The following is a 17,348-nucleotide window of genomic DNA, read 5'->3' on the forward strand; positions in this document are numbered from 1 at the left end:
CCTTCGTTGTCGAAGACCAGCCGCACCGCCCGCTCGCGCACTTCAGGGGAAAACTTGTTCGTCGTCTTGCTCATGATGCTCCATCCTACTCAGGAGTTGGAGCCTCCGGCAAACCCGGCGCGGTTCACCGCGCCGTTGCAGGTGGTCGAGATTGACGGTGTCTTGCGGCCTTTCGACCCCGGCGACGGGCTGGACGATCCCGGCCGGGCACTTGCGCGGGAGGGCTGGCAGACGCTGCGCGACTATCTGGCTGATCTCGCTCCGATCCTGCCCCGCGTGGACAATCATGTGCCCAATCTCGGCCGCGCCCTGACGCGCCTCTCCGCCGCCTTGGGCGAGGCTTTTGACAGCGGATCGCCCATTGCTATCGGCACCCATGGCCAAAGGGTGATCCGGCTGGCCCGCGCCACCGGCGACAGCGCCCTGCCCGAAGACGATGTTGCGGAATTGCAGGAATTCGCCGTCGCACTTTCGCTTTATCTGGAACGATTCCCCGAATGGCGCGCCTATCGCGACCTGGCAGCCGAAACCCCGGCAAACCCCGAGACGCTGCGCAAGACCCTGCCCCGGATCGCCGAAATCGAAGCGGCACTGGCGGAACGGGTCGGCGTCGATCCGACCATTCCCGCCCGGCTGCGCGACCTGCGCAATCTGGCACAGGAAGATCCGCAAGACCCCATTGCTGCGGCAGGGTTGCTGGATTCGTTCGGCAATATCATGGCCGCGCTGGCCCATGGTCTTTGGCGCGGGATCAAGGCAACCGGCAAGGGTCTGGGTTGGAGCGTGAAGACCTTTGCCGCGAAAGCGCTGGAAACGGCGGCGGAGAAAATTGCAGGCGCACCGTTCAACCCTGCCGTCCTCACTGCCGCCGATATCCTGCTAAACAAGGCTGCGGTCCTGAAGTCCATCGCGGCAGCCTATCCCCAAAAGTTCGTCTGGCTGCTGCACTTGCTTGCGACGCTCGGCCTCTAGCAGCCGGAAACCAAAAAGCCGCCCCGAGGGGCGGCTTTTGCAGAAGTGGCGCGGTGGACGGGGCTCGAACCCGCGACCCCCGGCGTGACAGGCCGGTACTCTAACCGACTGAGCTACCACCGCGCGATCACACATCCGGGGCGCTGGCGGGCGGTGGCGCGGTGGACGGGGCTCGAACCCGCGACCCCCGGCGTGACAGGCCGGTACTCTAACCGACTGAGCTACCACCGCATGCCGCCCGGGCCAGCGCCCGGATGTGGGGCGGTTATTACGGGGCGGCGCGGGCGGCGTCAAGCGGCCTTGCGCGGATTTTTTACGATTCGCGCAAATTACTGGAAAGGCATCACTTTTCCGGGGCCGGGATGAACTCGGCATCATCGCCGGGCGGCAGGGAAAACCGCCCATGCGCCCAGTCTCCGGCGCGCCAGGCCTCTTTCGCGGCCTCGATCCGCTCCTTGCTGGAGGCCACGAAATTCCACCAGATATGGCGCGGGCCATCCATCGTCGCCCCGCCCAGCACGATGAGCCGCGCCCCCTGCGGCCCGGCGGTGACGCTGATCGCATCGCCGGGGCGGAAGATCAGCATCTGCCCCGCGCCATAGGCGGTGCCGGCCTGGCTGACCTCGCCCTCGACGACATAGACGCCGCGATCCTCGTGATCGTCGGGCAATGGCAGCCGCGCGCCCGGCGCCAGCTCGGCATCGGCATAAAGCGTCTCGCTGGCCAGCGGCACCGGCGCGCGCTCGCCCCAGCCATGGCCCAGGATCAGGCGCAGGCGCTTGCCCTCGCCCTCCAGCTCCGGCAGGGCGGCACGGGCGGTATGGTGAAAGGCGGCCGGGTCATCCTCACGGTCCTTCGGCAGCGCCATCCAGCTTTGCAGCCCGAACAGCCCGTGGGGCCGCAGGCGCAACTCGCCATCGGTGCGTTCCGAATGGGTGATACCGATCCCCGCCGTCATCAGGTTGACCGCGCCCGGTTCGATCCAGGCATCGGTGCCCAGACTGTCGCGGTGATGCATCCGCCCGCGCAAGAGATAGGTCACCGTCGACAGACCGATATGCGGATGCGGGCGCACGTCGATCCCCTGCCCGGTCAGAAACTCGGCCGGGCCCATCTGGTCGAAAAAGATGAAGGGGCCGACCATCTGCCGCGCGACCGAGGGCAGCGCCCGGCGCACCTCGAACCCGCCCAGATCGCGGGCGCGGGCGACGATCACGGTTTCGATTGCATCGACGGCATCGCCGATGGGGATCTGCGGGTCGAGAATGGGGTTCCAGCTCATCCGTTCCTCCTGTCTGTGTGGCAAAGATAGGCGGCAAGGGCCGCGCGGTCACCCGCCTTGCGCGCGCGGGTATTGTGCATCTGCGCAGGCTGGGCTTGACCCTGCCCCGCCGCTTGCGCGAAAACGCCCGGATGAAGGCGATATTGTCAGATGATCGGACCAGCTTCACCCTCAGCCGGGGGGCGTGGTCCAACAGCTATCCCGTGGACGAGGCGGCGCATTGGCTGGCCTTCTATCGAAAGCAGCCGGTGGATTTTCCCAAGGCGGGCCGCGCCTATGCCGGGTCCATTGCCGCGCTGGAGGGGCTGTGCCGCGATCTGGGCCTGCCGGTCTGATCCCGACTGCAACCAAAGCGCAACGCCCCCACCCCCGGATCGCGCCGCAGGGTTGCACGCCGGGCGACCATCCCCAGATCCGGCTGACCGCCCCCGTGAATTGACCCGTAACCGAGGTGCCCCATGTCCGCTGACCGAATCGACGCCCTGCGCAGCCGCCTGATCGACGCCGCCGAGGCCGAACTGGCCGAACACGGGCCAGAGGGGCTGAAGGCCCGCGCCATCACCCGCCGCGCGGGCTGCGCGCTTGGCGCGCTATACAAGGGGTTTGACGATCTGGGCGCGCTGGCGCTGGCGGTGAATGCCCGCACCCTGACCCGGCTGGGTGATGCCCTGACCGCCGATCTGCCCCGCGCCCCCACGCCCGAGGCGCTGACCCAGGCGCTGGCCGGGGCCTATCTGGATTTCGCGCTGGCCAATCGCAACCTGTGGCTGGCGCTGTTCGACCTGCCCGGCCATGGTCCGGCGCTGCCCGACTGGTATCGCCAGCACCATCAGCTGCTGCTGGCCCGCATCATCGCCCCGCTGGGCAAGCTGCGCCCCGACCTGCCGCCCGAGCGCATGCTCCTGCGTATCCGCACGCTGTTTGGCGCGGTGCATGGCGTGGTGCATCTGTCACTGCGCGACACGCTGATCGGCGTGCCGCAAGAGGCGCTGCGCGACGAGATCGCGGCGCTTGTCACCGCGATGACGCTGGGCGCGCGACAGGTGGCCGAAGGGGATGGTGGGCGGTGAGGGACTCGAACCCCCGACATTCTCGGTGTAAACGAGACGCTCTACCAACTGAGCTAACCGCCCCCGCGCCGCAGTAACGGATCGCGCGGCGACCGGCAAGCCTCTCTCGTGGCAACGAGAGGCGAAACGATGATGCGTGGTCGCAGGCCCATGGCGCAGATACCCGCGCCCGCGAACATCTCGAATCGACGATCGGCACGGCATTTCGGGCAAAAAGACGCGGGATCGGCCTGCCGCAGCCGAAAGGAGCGAAATGTGACGCAAGGGCCCGAAATGCGAAAGGCCCCGGAAATCCGGGGCCTTTCGGCGGAATGATGGTGGGCGATAACGGATTTGAACCGCTGACATCTTCGATGTGAACGAAGCGCTCTACCGCTGAGCTAATCGCCCGATGCGGGGGTAATACCCTCAGTCTTCGGTGGCCGCAACCCCCTCGACCGCATCTTTTTTCGCCGTTTTCTCGCCCCCGCCGCGTTTGAGCTTGATGACCAGCATCTCGCCGGTTCCGGCCTCTTTCTGACGGCCCACCCGAGCCTTGCCCAAGGGTGGCAGGTTCAGTTCCTGCCCCTCGGACAGCGCCTTGCCGATGATGGCCAGCGTCGCCTCGATCGTTTCCTTGAGGCCGTTCTTCCGCGCGCCGGTGGCAGCGGCGACCTGTTCCACCAGGGCCTTGAGCTTCAGCGTCGGGACCGCGGGTTTCACCACCAGTTCGGGCATGGCGACGGGCGCAGGCGCGGCCGCCACCGGCGCGGCCTTGGGCACAGACCGCGCGGGGGCCTTTTTCTTCGTCACGCCGGTCGTGGTCTTGCGGGTTTTCGGTGCCGCCGGTTTCGCATCCGAGAGTTTCGTGGCCATGCCGCCCCTCATTGTTTCGTGATTGGGAACAACAATAGGCCGGATTTGCCGCAGCGCAATCACCGGACCCGAAAAAAGCGAAACGGGCGCGGGGTTTGCGCCCGCGCCCGTCTGCATGGCCCCAAGGGGGCGATCAATGCGCCGTCTGGCCGGTCTGCGGCTCGCCCTTGGCGCGGGCGATGGCGGCCGCCTCTTCGGCCGCTTCGTCCCATTCCACCGGCTCGGGCGCGCGCACCAGGGCACGGGCCAGAACCTCGCGCACATGGGTCACGGGAATGATCGTCAGCCCTTCCTTCACATTGTCGGGAATCTCGGCCAGGTCCTTCTCGTTCTCCTGCGGGATCAGCACGGTCTTGATGCCGCCCCGCAGCGCCGCCAGCAGTTTCTCCTTCAGCCCGCCGATGGCACTGGCATTGCCGCGCAGCGTCACCTCGCCGGTCATGGCGATGTCCTTGCGGACCGGGATCCCGGTCAGCACCGAGACGATCGCCGTCACCATGGCCAGACCGGCCGACGGCCCGTCCTTGGGCGTGGCGCCGTCGGGGACGTGGACGTGGATGTCGATCGCCTCGAACTTGGGCGGCTTCACCCCTATCTCGGGGCTGATCGAGCGCACATAGCTCGAGGCCGCCTCGATCGATTCCTTCATCACATCGCCCAGTTTCCCGGTGGTCTTCATCCGGCCCTTGCCCGGCAGTTTCAGCGCCTCGATCTGCAACAGATCGCCGCCGACACTGGTCCAGGCCAGGCCCGTCACCACACCGACCTGATCCTCCTTCTCGGCCAGACCATAGCGGTGACGCTGGACGCCAAGGTATTCCTCCACCTTGGCCTCATTCACCGACACGGTCTTTGCCTTCTTCTGAAGGATCTCGGTCACGGCCTTGCGTGCGAGCTTGGCGATCTCGCGCTCCAGGTTCCGCACCCCGGCCTCGCGCGTGTAATAGCGGATGACGTGGTTCAGCGCGTCGTCCGAGACCGCGAACTCGCCCTTTTTCAGACCGTTCGCCTCGATCTGCTTGGGCAGCAGATGCTGGCGCGCGATCTCGCGCTTTTCATCCTCGGTATAGCCGGCCAGCGGGATGATCTCCATCCGGTCGAGCAGCGGCCCGGGCATGTTGTAGCTGTTGGCCGTGGTCAGGAACATCACGTTCGAGAGGTCATATTCGACCTCCATATAGTGATCGACGAAGGTCGCGTTCTGTTCCGGATCCAGCACCTCCAGCATGGCGCTGGCCGGGTCGCCCCGGAAATCCTGCCCCATCTTGTCGATTTCATCGAGCAGGATCAGCGGGTTGGTCGTCTTGGCCTTTTTCAGCGCCTGGATGATCTTGCCGGGCATGGAGCCGATATAGGTGCGCCGGTGGCCGCGGATCTCGGATTCGTCGCGCACCCCGCCCAGCGAGATACGGATGAATTCGCGCCCCGTGGCCTTGGCGACAGACCGCCCCAGCGAGGTCTTGCCGACGCCGGGCGGCCCGACAAGGCAGAGGATCGGGCCTTTCAGCTTGGCCGAACGCGCCTGCACCGCCAGATATTCGACGATGCGTTCCTTGACCTTTTCCAGACCGTAATGATCGGCATCCAGCACCTTTTGCGCGGCGCCAAGGTCTTTCTTGACGCGCGACTTCACGCCCCACGGCACGCCGAGCAACCAGTCGAGGTAATTGCGCACCACCGTCGCCTCGGCGCTCATCGGGCTCATGGATTTGAGCTTTTTCAGCTCCCCCTCGGCCTTTTCGCGCGCCTCTTTCGACAGTTCGGTCTTGCGGATGCGTTCTTCCAGCTCGTTCAGCTCGTTCTGGCCGTCCTCGCCATCGCCCAGTTCCTTCTGAATGGCCTTCATCTGCTCATTCAGATAGTATTCGCGCTGCGTGCGCTCCATCTGGCTTTTCACGCGGGACTTGATCTTTTTCTCCACCTGAAGGACGGACATCTCGCCCTGCATGTGGCCATAGACCTTCTCCATCCGCTCGGCCACGTCGAGCGTTTCCAGAAGCTCCTGCTTCTGCGCGACCGAGATCCCCAGATGCCCGGCGACCAGATCGGCCAGACGCGCGGGTTCGCGCGTGTCGGACACGGCCGACAGCGCCTCTTCGGGGATGTTCTTCTTGATCTTGGCGTAACGCTCGAACTCCTCGGCCACGCTGCGCAGCAGCGCCTCGACCACCGACTGATCGCCGGGCGCTTCGTCCAGCGGCGCGACGCGGGCCTCGAAATACGACTCGTTCGACAGGAATTCGGTGATGCGGACGCGGGTCTTGCCCTCGACCAGCACCTTCACCGTCCCGTCGGGAAGTTTCAGCAATTGCAAGACATTGGCCAGCACGCCGGTGCGATAGATGCCCTCGGCGCTCGGCTCGTCCACGGTGGGGTCGATCTGGCTGGACAGCAGGATCTGCCGGTCCTCGGCCATCACCTCCTCCAGCGCGCGGACCGATTTTTCGCGGCCCACAAACAGCGGCACGATCATGTGGGGAAAGACCACGATGTCGCGCAGCGGCAGGACGGGATGTCCCTGGGGTTTGAGATCGCTCATTCGCGTTTCCTTCATGGCGGGAGGGTCGTGGCCCCGACCATCGGCAGCCCGGCCTCCCCCTTCTTCGGCTTTCATATCTGGGGGGCTGTTACCGGAGTGTCAACCTTGGCCTCGTTCACATTCGACGGGATCGGGGGCATCGCGTCGCAGCGGCATTCGGGGCCGGGCTGGCCATGCCGGCGCCCTATTGGTGCCACAGTCGAATTGCAGCGTTGCCGGGTGCAAGACAATAAGGGGTGAAGGTGATGTTTTCACAGCGCATTCAGCGGCGGATGGCCGGCGCGCAGGCCGCGGGCGCCGTGGTTGCGGGGGTCGCCTCGCGCATGGCCGAAGGTGCAGGCGCATCGCTGGCCGCCCTGCACCGCAGCCGCGCCGCCCGCCGGGCCCTGCCGGGCCTCTTGGCCGCCCGGCTGATCGACCAACTGCTGACCGAAGGCAGCTTTCAGGGCGCATTGGACGGAATCGCGGGTTTCGCCCCGCGGGGGGGCCCCGAGGGCCAGACCTGGCTGCGCCATCCCGGCCATCTGGCCGGAGCGCAACTGACCCCGCAACGCGCGGCGCTGATCCTGGCCCTGCCCGATCACGCCGCCTTCGCGCACGAGACGCTTTCCACCTTGCTGGCCGCACGGCTGGGTCACGCGCCGGTCTGGCAAGTCCTGCCCGAAGGCGTGCTGGAGACCCGGCTGCCGCTGGGCGCGGGCCTCGCGCTCGGGTTGGCGGTGGTGCCGGGGCCGGTCGATCCGTTGTTCATCAACAGCGCCCTGCCGGGGCTGACCCTGCACCTGCGCGTCATCGCCTGCTAGATCAGAGCGGCTCGATATCTCCCGCCGCGCGGGTCGCGTGAAACTCGGCCACAAAGGCCGCCAGCCGCCCGCCGGCAATCGCCTCGCGCAAGCCCTGCATCAGGTCCTGATAATAATGCAGGTTGTGCCAGGTCAGCAGCATGGAGGCGATGATCTCCTGGCTGCGGAAGACATGGTGCAGATAGGCCCGGCTGTAATTGTGGCAGGCCGGGCAGGTGCAGGCCTCGTCCAGCGGGCGCGGATCGTCCTGATGGCGGGCGTTCTTGATGTTCACCTGCCCCCGTCGCGTCCAGGCCTGGCCGGTGCGCCCCGACCGCGAGGGCAGCACGCAATCCATCATGTCAATGCCACGCTCCACCGCGCCGACGATATCGTCTGGCTTGCCTACGCCCATCAGGTAACGCGGCTTGTCCTCGGGCAGATAGCCCGGCGCATAGTCCAGCACGCCGAACATGGCCTCCTGCCCCTCGCCCACGGCCAGACCGCCGACGGCATAGCCGTCAAAGCCGATCTCGCGCAGCGCCGCGGCACTTTCGGCGCGCAACTCGGGCGTGACACCGCCCTGCATGATGCCGAACAGCGCATGGCCCGGACGGTCGCCAAAGGCATCGCGCGACCGCCTCGCCCAACGCATCGACAGACGCATGGATTTCGCCACCGCCTCCTCGGTCGCGGGCAGGGCCGGACATTCGTCGAAACACATCACGATGTCAGAGCCCAGAAGCCGCTGGATCTCCATGCTGCGCTCGGGCGTCAGAACGTGCTTTGAGCCATCCACATGGCTGCGGAAGGTCACGCCCTCTTCGGTCAGCTTGCGCAGATCCGACAGGCTCATGACCTGGAACCCGCCGGAATCGGTCAGGATCGGCCGATCCCAGTTCATGAAACGATGCAAGCCGCCCAGCCGGTCGATCCGCTCGGCCCCCGGGCGCAGCATCAGGTGATAGGTATTGCCCAGCAGGATATCGGCCCCGGTCGCGCGCACGCTTTCGGGCAACATCGCCTTGACCGTGGCGGCGGTGCCGACGGGCATGAAGGCCGGGGTGCGGATCTCGCCGCGCGGGGTGGAGATGACGCCGGTGCGGGCGCGCCCGTCGGTGGCGTTCAGCGTGAACGAAAACTTCTGAACCATGTCCCGGCCCCTTCATGCGAACGGGCGCCCGTCACAGGCGCCCGCAAATTTTCGGTGAAAATTTGCCTTGTCGGATTTTCGACGAAAATCCGGTCGCGGCCTCAGCCTTTCAGGATCGACCGACCGGCGAATTCCGCCACTTCGCCCAGCAGTTCCTCGATGCGGATCAGCTGGTTATACTTCGCCAGCCGGTCCGACCGCGCCAGGCTGCCGGTCTTGATCTGCCCGCAATTGGTGGCCACGGCCAGATCGGCGATGGTCGCGTCTTCGGTCTCGCCCGAACGGTGCGACATCACATTGGTATAGCGCGCGCGATGCGCCATATCGACGGCTTGCAGCGTCTCGGTCAGCGAGCCGATCTGGTTCACCTTCACCAGCATGGAATTCGCCACGCCCTTCTCGATCCCCTCGGCCAGACGGCGCGGATTGGTCACGAACAGATCGTCGCCCACCAGCTGCACCTTGCTGCCCAGACGGTCGGTCAACAGCTTCCAGCCCTCCCAATCGTCCTCGGCGCAGCCGTCTTCGATGGAGATGATCGGATAATCGCCGCAGAGCTTGGCCAGATATTCGACATTCTCCGCCGAGGAGAGCGACAGCCCCTCGCCCTTCATCTCATACTTGCCGCCCTTGAAATATTCGGTCGAGGCGCAGTCGAGCGCGAGGTAAATATCATGACCCGGCTTGTAGCCGGCCTTCTCGATCGCCTTCAGGATGAAGTCGAGCGCGCCGCGGGTCGAGGAGAGGTTGGGGGCGAAACCGCCCTCATCGCCGATCCCGGTCGAAAGGCCCGCCGCCGACAGTTCCTTTTTCAGCGTGTGGAACACCTCCGACCCCATCCGCACCGCTTCCTTGATGTTGGAAGCCGCGACCGGCATGATCATGAATTCCTGGATGTCGATCGGGTTGTCGGCATGTTCGCCGCCATTGATGATGTTCATCATCGGCACCGGCAGGACGCGGGCCGAGGTGCCGCCGACATAGCGGTAAAGCGGCTGGCCGGTGAATTCGGCGGCGGCCTTGGCCACGGCGAGGCTGACGCCCAGAATGGCATTGGCGCCCAGCCGGCCCTTGTTCGGCGTGCCGTCCAGTTCGATCATGGTGCGGTCGATGCCGACCTGTTCGGTCGCGTCAAAGCCGATCAGTTCCTCGGCGATCTCGCCATTCACGGCGGCGACGGCTTCCAGCACGCCCTTGCCCATGTAGCGCGACTTGTCGCCGTCGCGCTTTTCCACGGCCTCATGCGCGCCGGTGGAGGCGCCCGAGGGCACGGCGGCCCGGCCCATGGCGCCGCTTTCCAGCGTCACGTCCACCTCGACGGTGGGGTTGCCGCGGCTGTCGAGGATTTCGCGCGCGTGGATGTCGATGATGGTGCTCATGGGGTCCTCCGTCGGGGGGAAGAGATGCTCTCGGCGGCGTGTTTACTCAAGGTCGCGGCACAAGGAAAGCGCGAAGGGCCGCGCGGGCGGCGGAAATCGGCAGGAAACCCCGACGGAAGCCGGCCCGCCGGGCGTAGCATTGCGACCCGAGACAGGAGCATGCGATGCAGGATGACAGACCTTCGCAAGGCAGCGACCCCGCGCCCGATCATGACGGTGACGGCGATTTTCGCAGCGATCTGCGGCGCGGCTTCGGCCGGCGCGGGGTGTTGGCGGCGCTGGCCGCCGGGGGGGCGCTGTCGCTCTGGGGGCTGAGCCGGGCACGGGCGCTGGCCGAGGTCACCGCGACCGGCGCCGACGGCCGCCTCTGCCGCCTCTTGCCCGAGGAAACCGCCGGCCCCTTCCCCGCCGATGGCAGCAACCGCCAGAATGGCGAAGTGGTGAATGTGCTGCGGCAAGAGGGTGTGTTGCGCCAAGATCTGCGCACGGGTTTCGCCGGGCTGGAGGGCCGCGCCGAGGGCGTGCCGCTGGTTCTGACGATCCGGCTGGTGAATGTGGACGCCGCCTGCGCGCCGCTGGCGGGGCGGGCGCTCTATCTCTGGCATTGCGATGCCGAGGGGCGCTATTCCATCTACAACCTGCCCGACACCAATTATCTGCGCGGGCTTCAGATCAGCGATTCGGCGGGGGCGATGACCTTTCGCACGATCCTGCCGGGCTGTTACCAGGGCCGCTGGCCGCATCTGCATTTCGAAGTCTTCACCTCGCCCGCGGCGGCAGTGGCGGGGCGCGACGCGCAGTTGACCGCGCAATTCGCCCTGCCCCGCGCCGCCTGCGCGGCCAGCTATGCCGACCCGCGCTATGGCGACAGCCAGGCCCGGCTGGCAGGCCAGACATTCGAACGAGACGGCATCTTTGGCGACAACACGCCCGCGCAACAGGCGGCGCAGACGCTGGTGATGACCGGCGATCCGGTCTCAGGCTATCGGGCTGACATTACCGTCGCCTTGCGGGGCTGAGCCTTCGGTCAGCCGGGCACGGCGCGCGCGCAGCCTTTCGCGGGCAAAGCTGTAAAGACCCGATCCGATGATCAGCGCCGATCCGGCCAGCGTCCAGAGATCGGGTCTTTCGCCAAAGACGACCATGCCGATGACCATCGCATAGACCAGCCGGGAATAGCGGAAGGGCGTGACCACCGATACCTCGCCGCGCCGCATGGCCTGGGTGATCGCCCAATAGGCGGCGATGCCAAAGACCAGCGCGCCGCCGATATGGCCGGCCTGCGCCCCGCTGGGCCAGCGCGCCCCGCCCGTCACCGCCAGCATCATCGCCCCCAGCACGGCCACCGCGACAAAACCCCAGGCCGAGACCTGCGCCGTGGTGATGCGTTCGGGGATGCGCCGCGTCGCCACATCGCGGATCGACAGCCCCGCCACCGCCAGCACCGACCAGAGCGAGGCCAGCTGGAACCCCTCCAGCCCCGGCCGGATGATGATCATCACCCCGGCAAAGCCCACAAGGATCGCCGTCCAGCGCCGCCAGCCCACCTTTTCGCCCAGAAACAGCGCCGCCCCCAGCGTTACCGCCAGCGGCCCGGCCTGAAAGATCGCCGTCGCGGTGGTCAGCGGCGTCAGCGCCAGCGCGGTGATGAAGCCGAAAGTGCCGGCCATTTCACCGAAATTGCGCCACAAAAGCGCGGGATGCAGGAAATCGCGGCTGAAAAAGCGCCCGCCCTCGGCCCGGGCCATGGCGGCAAAGACCGGGGTGCCGAATGCGCCCAGCATCAGCAGGATCTGCCCGGTGGGCAGACCGGCCGCCGCCCATTTGATGAACATGTCCTCGATGGCGAAGCCGCCCATAGCGGCCACCATCAGCACGATGCCGCGCAGATTGTCCTTGCTGTCGCCCATGGCGCCGCCCCTTCCCGTTCCGCAGGGCCGAGGCTTAGGCCAAAGCGGCGGCGGGGTCCATGCCCGCCGCCGCATCGGGCTCAGCCGTAGATCTGCGGCGCGCCGGCCTGATCGTGGATCGCGTTCACCTCTTGCGGCCCCAGACCCAGCCCCTGCGCCAGCCGGTGCAGGTATTCGGCCTCGGCCCGGTTGTCGAGGTTGATGGCCGAAAGCGAGATCGCATAGACCTGCGCCTCCATCCCCTCGGGCACCTGCCGGATCAGCGCGTCCAGATCGACCGGCGCCGACAATTCGGCATTGACGAAGGCCACCTCCTGTTCGCTGGCATCGTCGAGCGCCGACATGAGCTTGCGCTTTTCCTCGGCATCCAGCTGGCCATCGGCCTTCACCGCCTGGATCATCGCCCGCAGCATCAGCGCCGCCGCCAGTTCCTGATCGCGGCTGGGGGCGCTGGCCGTGGCCTGACCCGAGAGCACCTGGTCAAGCAAGCCGCCAAGACCGCCCGCGCCGGACCCCGACGCGCCCGCCCCGCCCAGCATGCCGCCCAGAAGCCCGCTCAGACCGCCCGCGCCCAGCAGATCCTCCAGCCCGCCCGCCGGTGCGGTGCTGCGCCGGGTGCTGCTGCTGCGGGTCGTGCTGGTCTGACCGCCGCCGGTCAACCCCTCCAGCAGGCTGCCCAGACCGCCCGCCGCCGCGCCACCGCCCAGCATGCCGCCCAGCAACCCGCCCAGATCGCCCAGCCCGCCGCCTTCCTGCGGCAGGGTCTGGCGGGTCGTGCTGCGGCTGCGCTGCGTGCCACCCAGTTCCCCCACCAGATCGTCAAAGGCACTGCCGCCCGCCGGCTGGGCGCTTTGCGTCGTGCGGCGTGTCGCGGCCGTCTTTGTCGTGCCGCCGCTGCCCGGCAAGCCATTCTTGGCAATATGGCTTACGCCCTTTGCCACCGCGACGCCGATCGCCACCTTTGCCAGCGTTTTCACCAAGGACATCTCGCACCCTTTCCGTTTCGGCCATTGCGGCCCGCGCCGACCGCGCGCCGCGGCCCGGTTCCAGCCTGCCTCAGAGCCGGCGCATTCCCCAGAGGGAAATGCGCGGCAGTTTCCCCCCTCGGCGGAAGGCAGCCCATGGCGTCGGAGGTGGCCGAGAATCACCCGCGCGCCCCGAAGCCGCTAGGGCGATGCCGGCGGCGCCCGTCGATGCAAAATTTCGTCCGGCGTGGAATATCCACAACATATGGTAGCAGCCGGGCGCGATCCGGGCTTATCCACCGCCATCGCGCGCAGCGCGGCGTTGCCGGCAAACCTGCCAAATGACAGGGATTTGCGCCACCCACCCGGAACGACGCACCGCTTGTCCCCGCAACAATCCACAGGGGGCGGCACGCGCCCTGAATCAATCCTTAACGCCATGGGTTGTGGGTAAACCTGTCGTCAACACATAATGAGGGCCGGTGAGGCAAATTTTCCCATTGCCCGAACTCGCAATTTGCGACAGGTTGACCTCGCAGCGGCGTGATCCACTACATATGGTGGCAACGCAGGCGGCAGACCCCAGGTTTCAAGGCGCCCGCGTGCTTGATGCGGCGCAATCCGTGCGGACCACCGCGCGGAGGCAGTGTCTGCATGCCCGCGCCATCCCGCGGCACGAGAAGGCAAAGGGGGCAAAGTCCCTCGCAACCGGGACAGGGAAAAGGGACCAAGGGGCAGATGAAGATCGAGCGCAAGTTCACGACCGAAACCACCGGCGCCTATGGCGCGATGGCCTTCGCCACCACCACCTCGGAAATCCGCAATCCCGATGGCAAGGTGGTGTTCCGCAACGAGGCGGTCGAGATCCCCGAAGGCTGGAGCCAGGTCGCCTCGGACGTGCTGGCGCAGAAATATTTCCGCAAGGCCGGCGTGCCGGCGGTGCTGAAGCGCGTCAAGGAAAAGGGCGTGCCCGAATTCCTGTGGCGGTCGGTCCCCGATGACGAGGCGCTGGCGAAACTGCCCGAGGACGCCCGTTTCGGCGGCGAGACCTCGGCCAAGCAGGTCTTTGACCGTCTGGCCGGCGCCTGGGCCTATTGGGGCTGGAAGGGCGGCTATTTCACCTCCGAATCCGACGCCCGCGCCTATTACGACGAAATGCGCTTCATGCTGGCCCGCCAGATGGCCGCGCCGAATTCGCCCCAATGGTTCAACACCGGCCTGCACTGGGCCTATGGCATCGACGGCCCCGGCCAAGGCCATTTCTATGTCGATTACAAGACCGGCAAGCTGACCCGTTCCGACAGCGCCTATGAACATCCGCAACCCCATGCCTGCTTCATCCAGTCGGTCAGCGACGATCTGGTGAACGAAGGCGGGATCATGGATCTCTGGGTCCGCGAGGCGCGGCTGTTCAAATACGGCTCGGGCACCGGGACCAACTTTTCCAGCCTGCGCGGCGAGGGCGAAAAACTCTCGGGCGGCGGCAAGTCGTCGGGCCTGATGGGCTTTCTCAAGATCGGGGACCGCGCGGCGGGCGCCATCAAGTCGGGCGGCACCACGCGCCGCGCGGCCAAGATGGTGATCTGCGACATGGATCACCCCGATATCGAACAGTTCATCAACTGGAAGGTCATCGAGGAGCAAAAGGTCGCGAGCCTCGTGGCCGGCTCCAAGATGCACGAACAGCACCTGAACGCGATCTTTGCCGCGATCCGGGGCTGGGATGGCAGCGTCGCCGATGCCTGCGACGCGACGAAGAACGATGCGCTGAAAACCGCGATCCGCGCCGCGAAAAAGGCGATGATCCCGGAAACCTATATCAACCGCGTGCTGCAATATGCGCGGCAGGGTTTCGACAGCATCGAATTCCCGACCTATGACACCGATTGGGACAGCGAGGCCTATATCTCGGTCTCGGGCCAGAACTCCAACAACTCGGTCCGTGTCACCGACGCCTTCCTGCGGGCGGTGAAGGAGGATGCCGACTGGGCGCTGATCCGCCGCACCGATGGCAAGACCGCCAAGACCGTCAAGGCGCGCGAGCTGTGGGATCAGGTCGGCCATGCCGCCTGGGCCTGTGCCGATCCGGGCATCCAGTTCCATGACACGGTGAACGCCTGGCATACCTGCCCCGAAGACGGGCCGATCCGCGGGTCGAACCCCTGTTCGGAATACATGTTCCTCGATGATACGGCCTGCAACCTGGCCTCGATGAACCTGCTGACCTTCTACCGCGACGGCCAGTTCGACGCGCAGGCCTATATCCACGCGACCCGGCTCTGGACCGTGACGCTGGAAATCAGCGTGATGATGGCGCAATTCCCGTCGAAGGAAATCGCGCAGCTTTCCTATGATTTCCGCACTCTGGGCCTGGGTTACGCCAATATCGGCGGCCTGCTGATGAATATGGGTCTGGGTTACGACTCGGCCGAGGGCCGCGCGCTTTGCGGGGCGCTGACCGCGCTGATGACCGGCGTGACCTATGCGACCAGCGCCGAAATGGCGGCAGAGCTGGGGCCCTTCGCGGGCTATGCCCGCAATGCCCAGCACATGCTGCGCGTCATTCGCAACCACCGCCGCGCCGCTTGGGGCCATGACGCGGGCTATGAGGCGCTGAACGTGGCGCCGGTCGCCCTCGATGCCGCGAATTGCCCGGATATCGACCTGGTGCGGCTGGCGAAATCGGCCTGGGACGAGGCGCTGGCGCTTGGCGAAAAGCATGGCTACCGCAACGCCCAGACCACCGTCATCGCCCCCACCGGCACCATCGGTCTGGTGATGGATTGCGACACGACCGGGATCGAGCCGGATTTCGCGCTGGTGAAATTCAAGAAACTGGCCGGCGGCGGCTATTTCAAGATCATCAACCAGTCGGTGCCCGGCGCCCTTGAAACGCTGGGCTATTCCTCGGGTCAGGTGGCCGAGATCGTGGCCTATGCCGTGGGCCATGGCAGCCTGGGTAATTGCCCCGGCATCAACCACACCGCGCTGATCGGCCATGGCTTCGGCCCGCGCGAGATCGAAAAGATCGAAAGCGCCCTGCCCTCGGCCTTTGACATCCGCTTTGTCTTCAACCAGTGGACGCTGGGCGAGGAATTCTGCAAGGGCACGCTGGGCATTCCGGCCGATAAACTGGCCGACCCGAGCTTTGACCTGCTGCGCCATCTGGGCTTCAGCAAGGCGCAGATCGACGCCGCCAACGACCACGTTTGCGGCACGATGACCCTGGAAGGCGCGCCCTTCCTGAAGGCCGATCATCTGTCGGTCTTCGATTGCGCCAATCCCTGCGGCAAGAAGGGCAAGCGCTTCCTGTCCGTCGAAAGCCACATCACCATGATGGCGGCGGCGCAAAGCTTCATCTCGGGCGCGATTTCCAAGACGATCAACATGCCCAACTCGGCCTCGATCGAGGAAACGCTGGCGGCGTATGAGTTGTCGCATTCGCTGGGCATCAAGGCCAATGCGCTTTATCGTGACGGCTCGAAACTGTCGCAGCCGCTGGCCGCGGCCCTGGTCGAGGATGACGAGGAGGCCGAGGAAATCCTCGCCACCGGCACGCCGCAGGAAAAGGCGGTGACGCTGGCCGAAAAGATCATCGAAAAGGTGATCGTGAAGGAAATCGTCCGTAGCCACCGCGAAAAGCTGCCGGAACGCCGCAAGGGCTATACCCAGAAGGCGGTCGTGGGTGGGCACAAGGTCTATCTGCGCACCGGCGAATATGGCGACGGCAGCCTGGGCGAGATCTTCATCGACATGCACAAGGAAGGCGCGGGCTTCCGGGCGATGATGAACAACTTTGCCATCGCCGTGTCGGTGGGCCTGCAATATGGCGTGCCGCTGGAGGAATTCGTGGACGCCTTCACCTTCACCAAGTTCGAACCGGCGGGCATGGTGCAGGGCAATGACTCGATCAAGAACGCAACCTCGATCCTCGACTATGTGTTCCGCGAACTGGCGGTCAGCTATCTGGACCGCACCGATCTGGCCCATGTCGCCCCCAAGGGCGCCAGCTTTGACGAGCTGGGCGGCGGCGTGGCCGAGGGCAAGCGCGAAAGCAATCTGGAGCCGGTAAGCGAAACCGCCGCCTCCAAATCGCTGGAGGTGCTGCGCCAGATCTCCTCCACCGGCTATCTGCGCAAGCGACTGCCGAAGGATCTGGTGGTGCTGCAAGGCGGCATGGGCGCGACCGCCCTGTCGGGCGAACCTTCGGCCCTGTCGATGCTGCTGCCCGAAACCGGCCTTGCCACCGGCACCGGCCCCGTTCTGGGCGGCGCCACCGCCCTGGCCACCGGCACCGTCAGCATGGACGCCCGCACCAAGGCCAAGATGCAGGGCTACGAGGGCGAGGCCTGCGGCGAATGCGGCAACTACACGCTGGTCCGCAACGGCACCTGCATGAAGTGCAACACCTGCGGCGGCACCAGCGGCTGTAGCTGAGGAA

The 17,348-nt window shown here is 66.2% G+C and carries 13 protein-coding genes and 4 tRNA genes; 6 read left to right on the forward strand and 11 right to left on the reverse strand.

Annotated elements, in window-relative coordinates:
• Positions 1–972: hypothetical protein (locus FOA17_RS18025; RefSeq protein ID WP_203232353.1), on the forward strand; the 972-nt coding region annotated here is incomplete at its 5' end.
• A gap of 46 nt (positions 973–1,018) precedes the next feature.
• Here the strand turns inward: FOA17_RS18025 and FOA17_RS18030 are convergent.
• The 3 genes from FOA17_RS18030 to FOA17_RS18040 form a co-directional block, all read right to left on the reverse strand.
• Positions 1,019–1,095, reverse strand: a tRNA-Asp gene (locus tag FOA17_RS18030).
• Positions 1,096–1,126: 31 nt separating this feature from the next.
• Positions 1,127–1,203, reverse strand: a tRNA-Asp gene (locus tag FOA17_RS18035).
• 112 nt (positions 1,204–1,315) lie between these two features.
• On the reverse strand, positions 1,316–2,254 hold the full coding sequence (locus FOA17_RS18040; RefSeq protein WP_149142912.1) for a pirin family protein: 939 nt from the start codon (positions 2,252–2,254) through the stop codon (positions 1,316–1,318).
• A 143-nt stretch (positions 2,255–2,397) separates the two neighbouring features.
• Between FOA17_RS18040 and FOA17_RS18045 the strand changes: the two genes are divergently transcribed.
• The gene (locus FOA17_RS18045) at positions 2,398–2,589 is read left to right on the forward strand and encodes a hypothetical protein (protein WP_238991884.1); all 192 of its coding nucleotides are present in this window, start codon (positions 2,398–2,400) and stop codon (positions 2,587–2,589) included.
• 123 nt (positions 2,590–2,712) lie between these two features.
• The gene (locus tag FOA17_RS18050) at positions 2,713–3,324 is read left to right on the forward strand and encodes a TetR/AcrR family transcriptional regulator (protein ID WP_149142914.1); all 612 of its coding nucleotides are present in this window, start codon (positions 2,713–2,715) and stop codon (positions 3,322–3,324) included.
• On the opposite strand, the gene FOA17_RS18055 is transcribed toward FOA17_RS18050, so the two are convergent.
• The 4 genes from FOA17_RS18055 to lon form a co-directional block, all read right to left on the reverse strand.
• A tRNA-Val gene (locus tag FOA17_RS18055) sits at positions 3,312–3,387 on the reverse strand. The two genes, FOA17_RS18050 and FOA17_RS18055, sit on opposite strands and share 13 nt — an antisense overlap.
• A 252-nt stretch (positions 3,388–3,639) precedes the next feature.
• A tRNA-Val gene (locus FOA17_RS18060) sits at positions 3,640–3,714 on the reverse strand.
• An 18-nt stretch (positions 3,715–3,732) separates the two neighbouring features.
• Positions 3,733–4,179 (reverse strand): HU family DNA-binding protein, encoded by a 447-nt coding sequence (locus FOA17_RS18065; RefSeq protein ID WP_162528321.1) that lies wholly within the window; start codon positions 4,177–4,179, stop codon positions 3,733–3,735.
• Between the two features lie 133 nt (positions 4,180–4,312).
• Entirely contained in the window at positions 4,313–6,718 is a 2,406-nt protein-coding gene (gene lon / locus FOA17_RS18070; protein WP_149142916.1) for an endopeptidase La, read from the reverse strand.
• 245 nt (positions 6,719–6,963) lie between these two features.
• Here lon and FOA17_RS18075 point away from each other — a divergent pair, with 245 nt between their 5' ends.
• Positions 6,964–7,521 carry a hypothetical protein gene (locus FOA17_RS18075; protein ID WP_149142917.1) on the forward strand — a complete coding sequence of 186 codons (558 nt, stop codon included), beginning with the start codon at positions 6,964–6,966 and terminating at the stop codon, positions 7,519–7,521.
• A gap of 1 nt (position 7,522) precedes the next feature.
• Here the strand turns inward: FOA17_RS18075 and tgt are convergent, their stop codons facing one another.
• Positions 7,523–8,653, reverse strand: a complete 1,131-nt coding sequence (gene tgt, locus FOA17_RS18080) for a tRNA guanosine(34) transglycosylase Tgt (protein ID WP_149142918.1) — start codon at positions 8,651–8,653, stop codon at positions 7,523–7,525.
• Positions 8,654–8,754: 101 nt separating this feature from the next.
• Complete coding sequence (gene eno, locus FOA17_RS18085; RefSeq protein WP_149142919.1) at positions 8,755–10,032, reverse strand: phosphopyruvate hydratase; 1,278 nt, start codon at positions 10,030–10,032, stop codon at positions 8,755–8,757.
• Positions 10,033–10,196: 164 nt separating this feature from the next.
• On the opposite strand from eno, the gene FOA17_RS18090 reads away from it, so the two are divergent.
• Positions 10,197–11,051 (forward strand): dioxygenase family protein, encoded by an 855-nt coding sequence (locus tag FOA17_RS18090; protein ID WP_149142920.1) that lies wholly within the window; start codon positions 10,197–10,199, stop codon positions 11,049–11,051.
• Here the strand turns inward: FOA17_RS18090 and FOA17_RS18095 are convergent.
• Complete coding sequence (locus FOA17_RS18095) at positions 11,010–11,942, reverse strand: DMT family transporter (protein ID WP_149142921.1); 933 nt, start codon at positions 11,940–11,942, stop codon at positions 11,010–11,012. The two genes, FOA17_RS18090 and FOA17_RS18095, sit on opposite strands and share 42 nt — an antisense overlap.
• Before the next feature lie 80 nt (positions 11,943–12,022).
• Positions 12,023–12,928, reverse strand: coding sequence for a DUF533 domain-containing protein (locus FOA17_RS18100; protein WP_149142922.1), 906 nt, complete (start codon positions 12,926–12,928; stop codon positions 12,023–12,025).
• Positions 12,929–13,645: 717 nt separating this feature from the next.
• Between FOA17_RS18100 and FOA17_RS18105 the strand changes: the two genes are divergently transcribed.
• Entirely contained in the window at positions 13,646–17,344 is a 3,699-nt protein-coding gene (locus tag FOA17_RS18105) for a vitamin B12-dependent ribonucleotide reductase (protein ID WP_149142923.1), read from the forward strand.
• Positions 17,345–17,348: the final 4 nt, after the last annotated feature.

The sequence above is a fragment of the Gemmobacter caeruleus genome, assembly GCF_008271655.1.
Taxonomy (GTDB): Bacteria; Pseudomonadota; Alphaproteobacteria; order Rhodobacterales; family Rhodobacteraceae; genus Gemmobacter; species Gemmobacter caeruleus.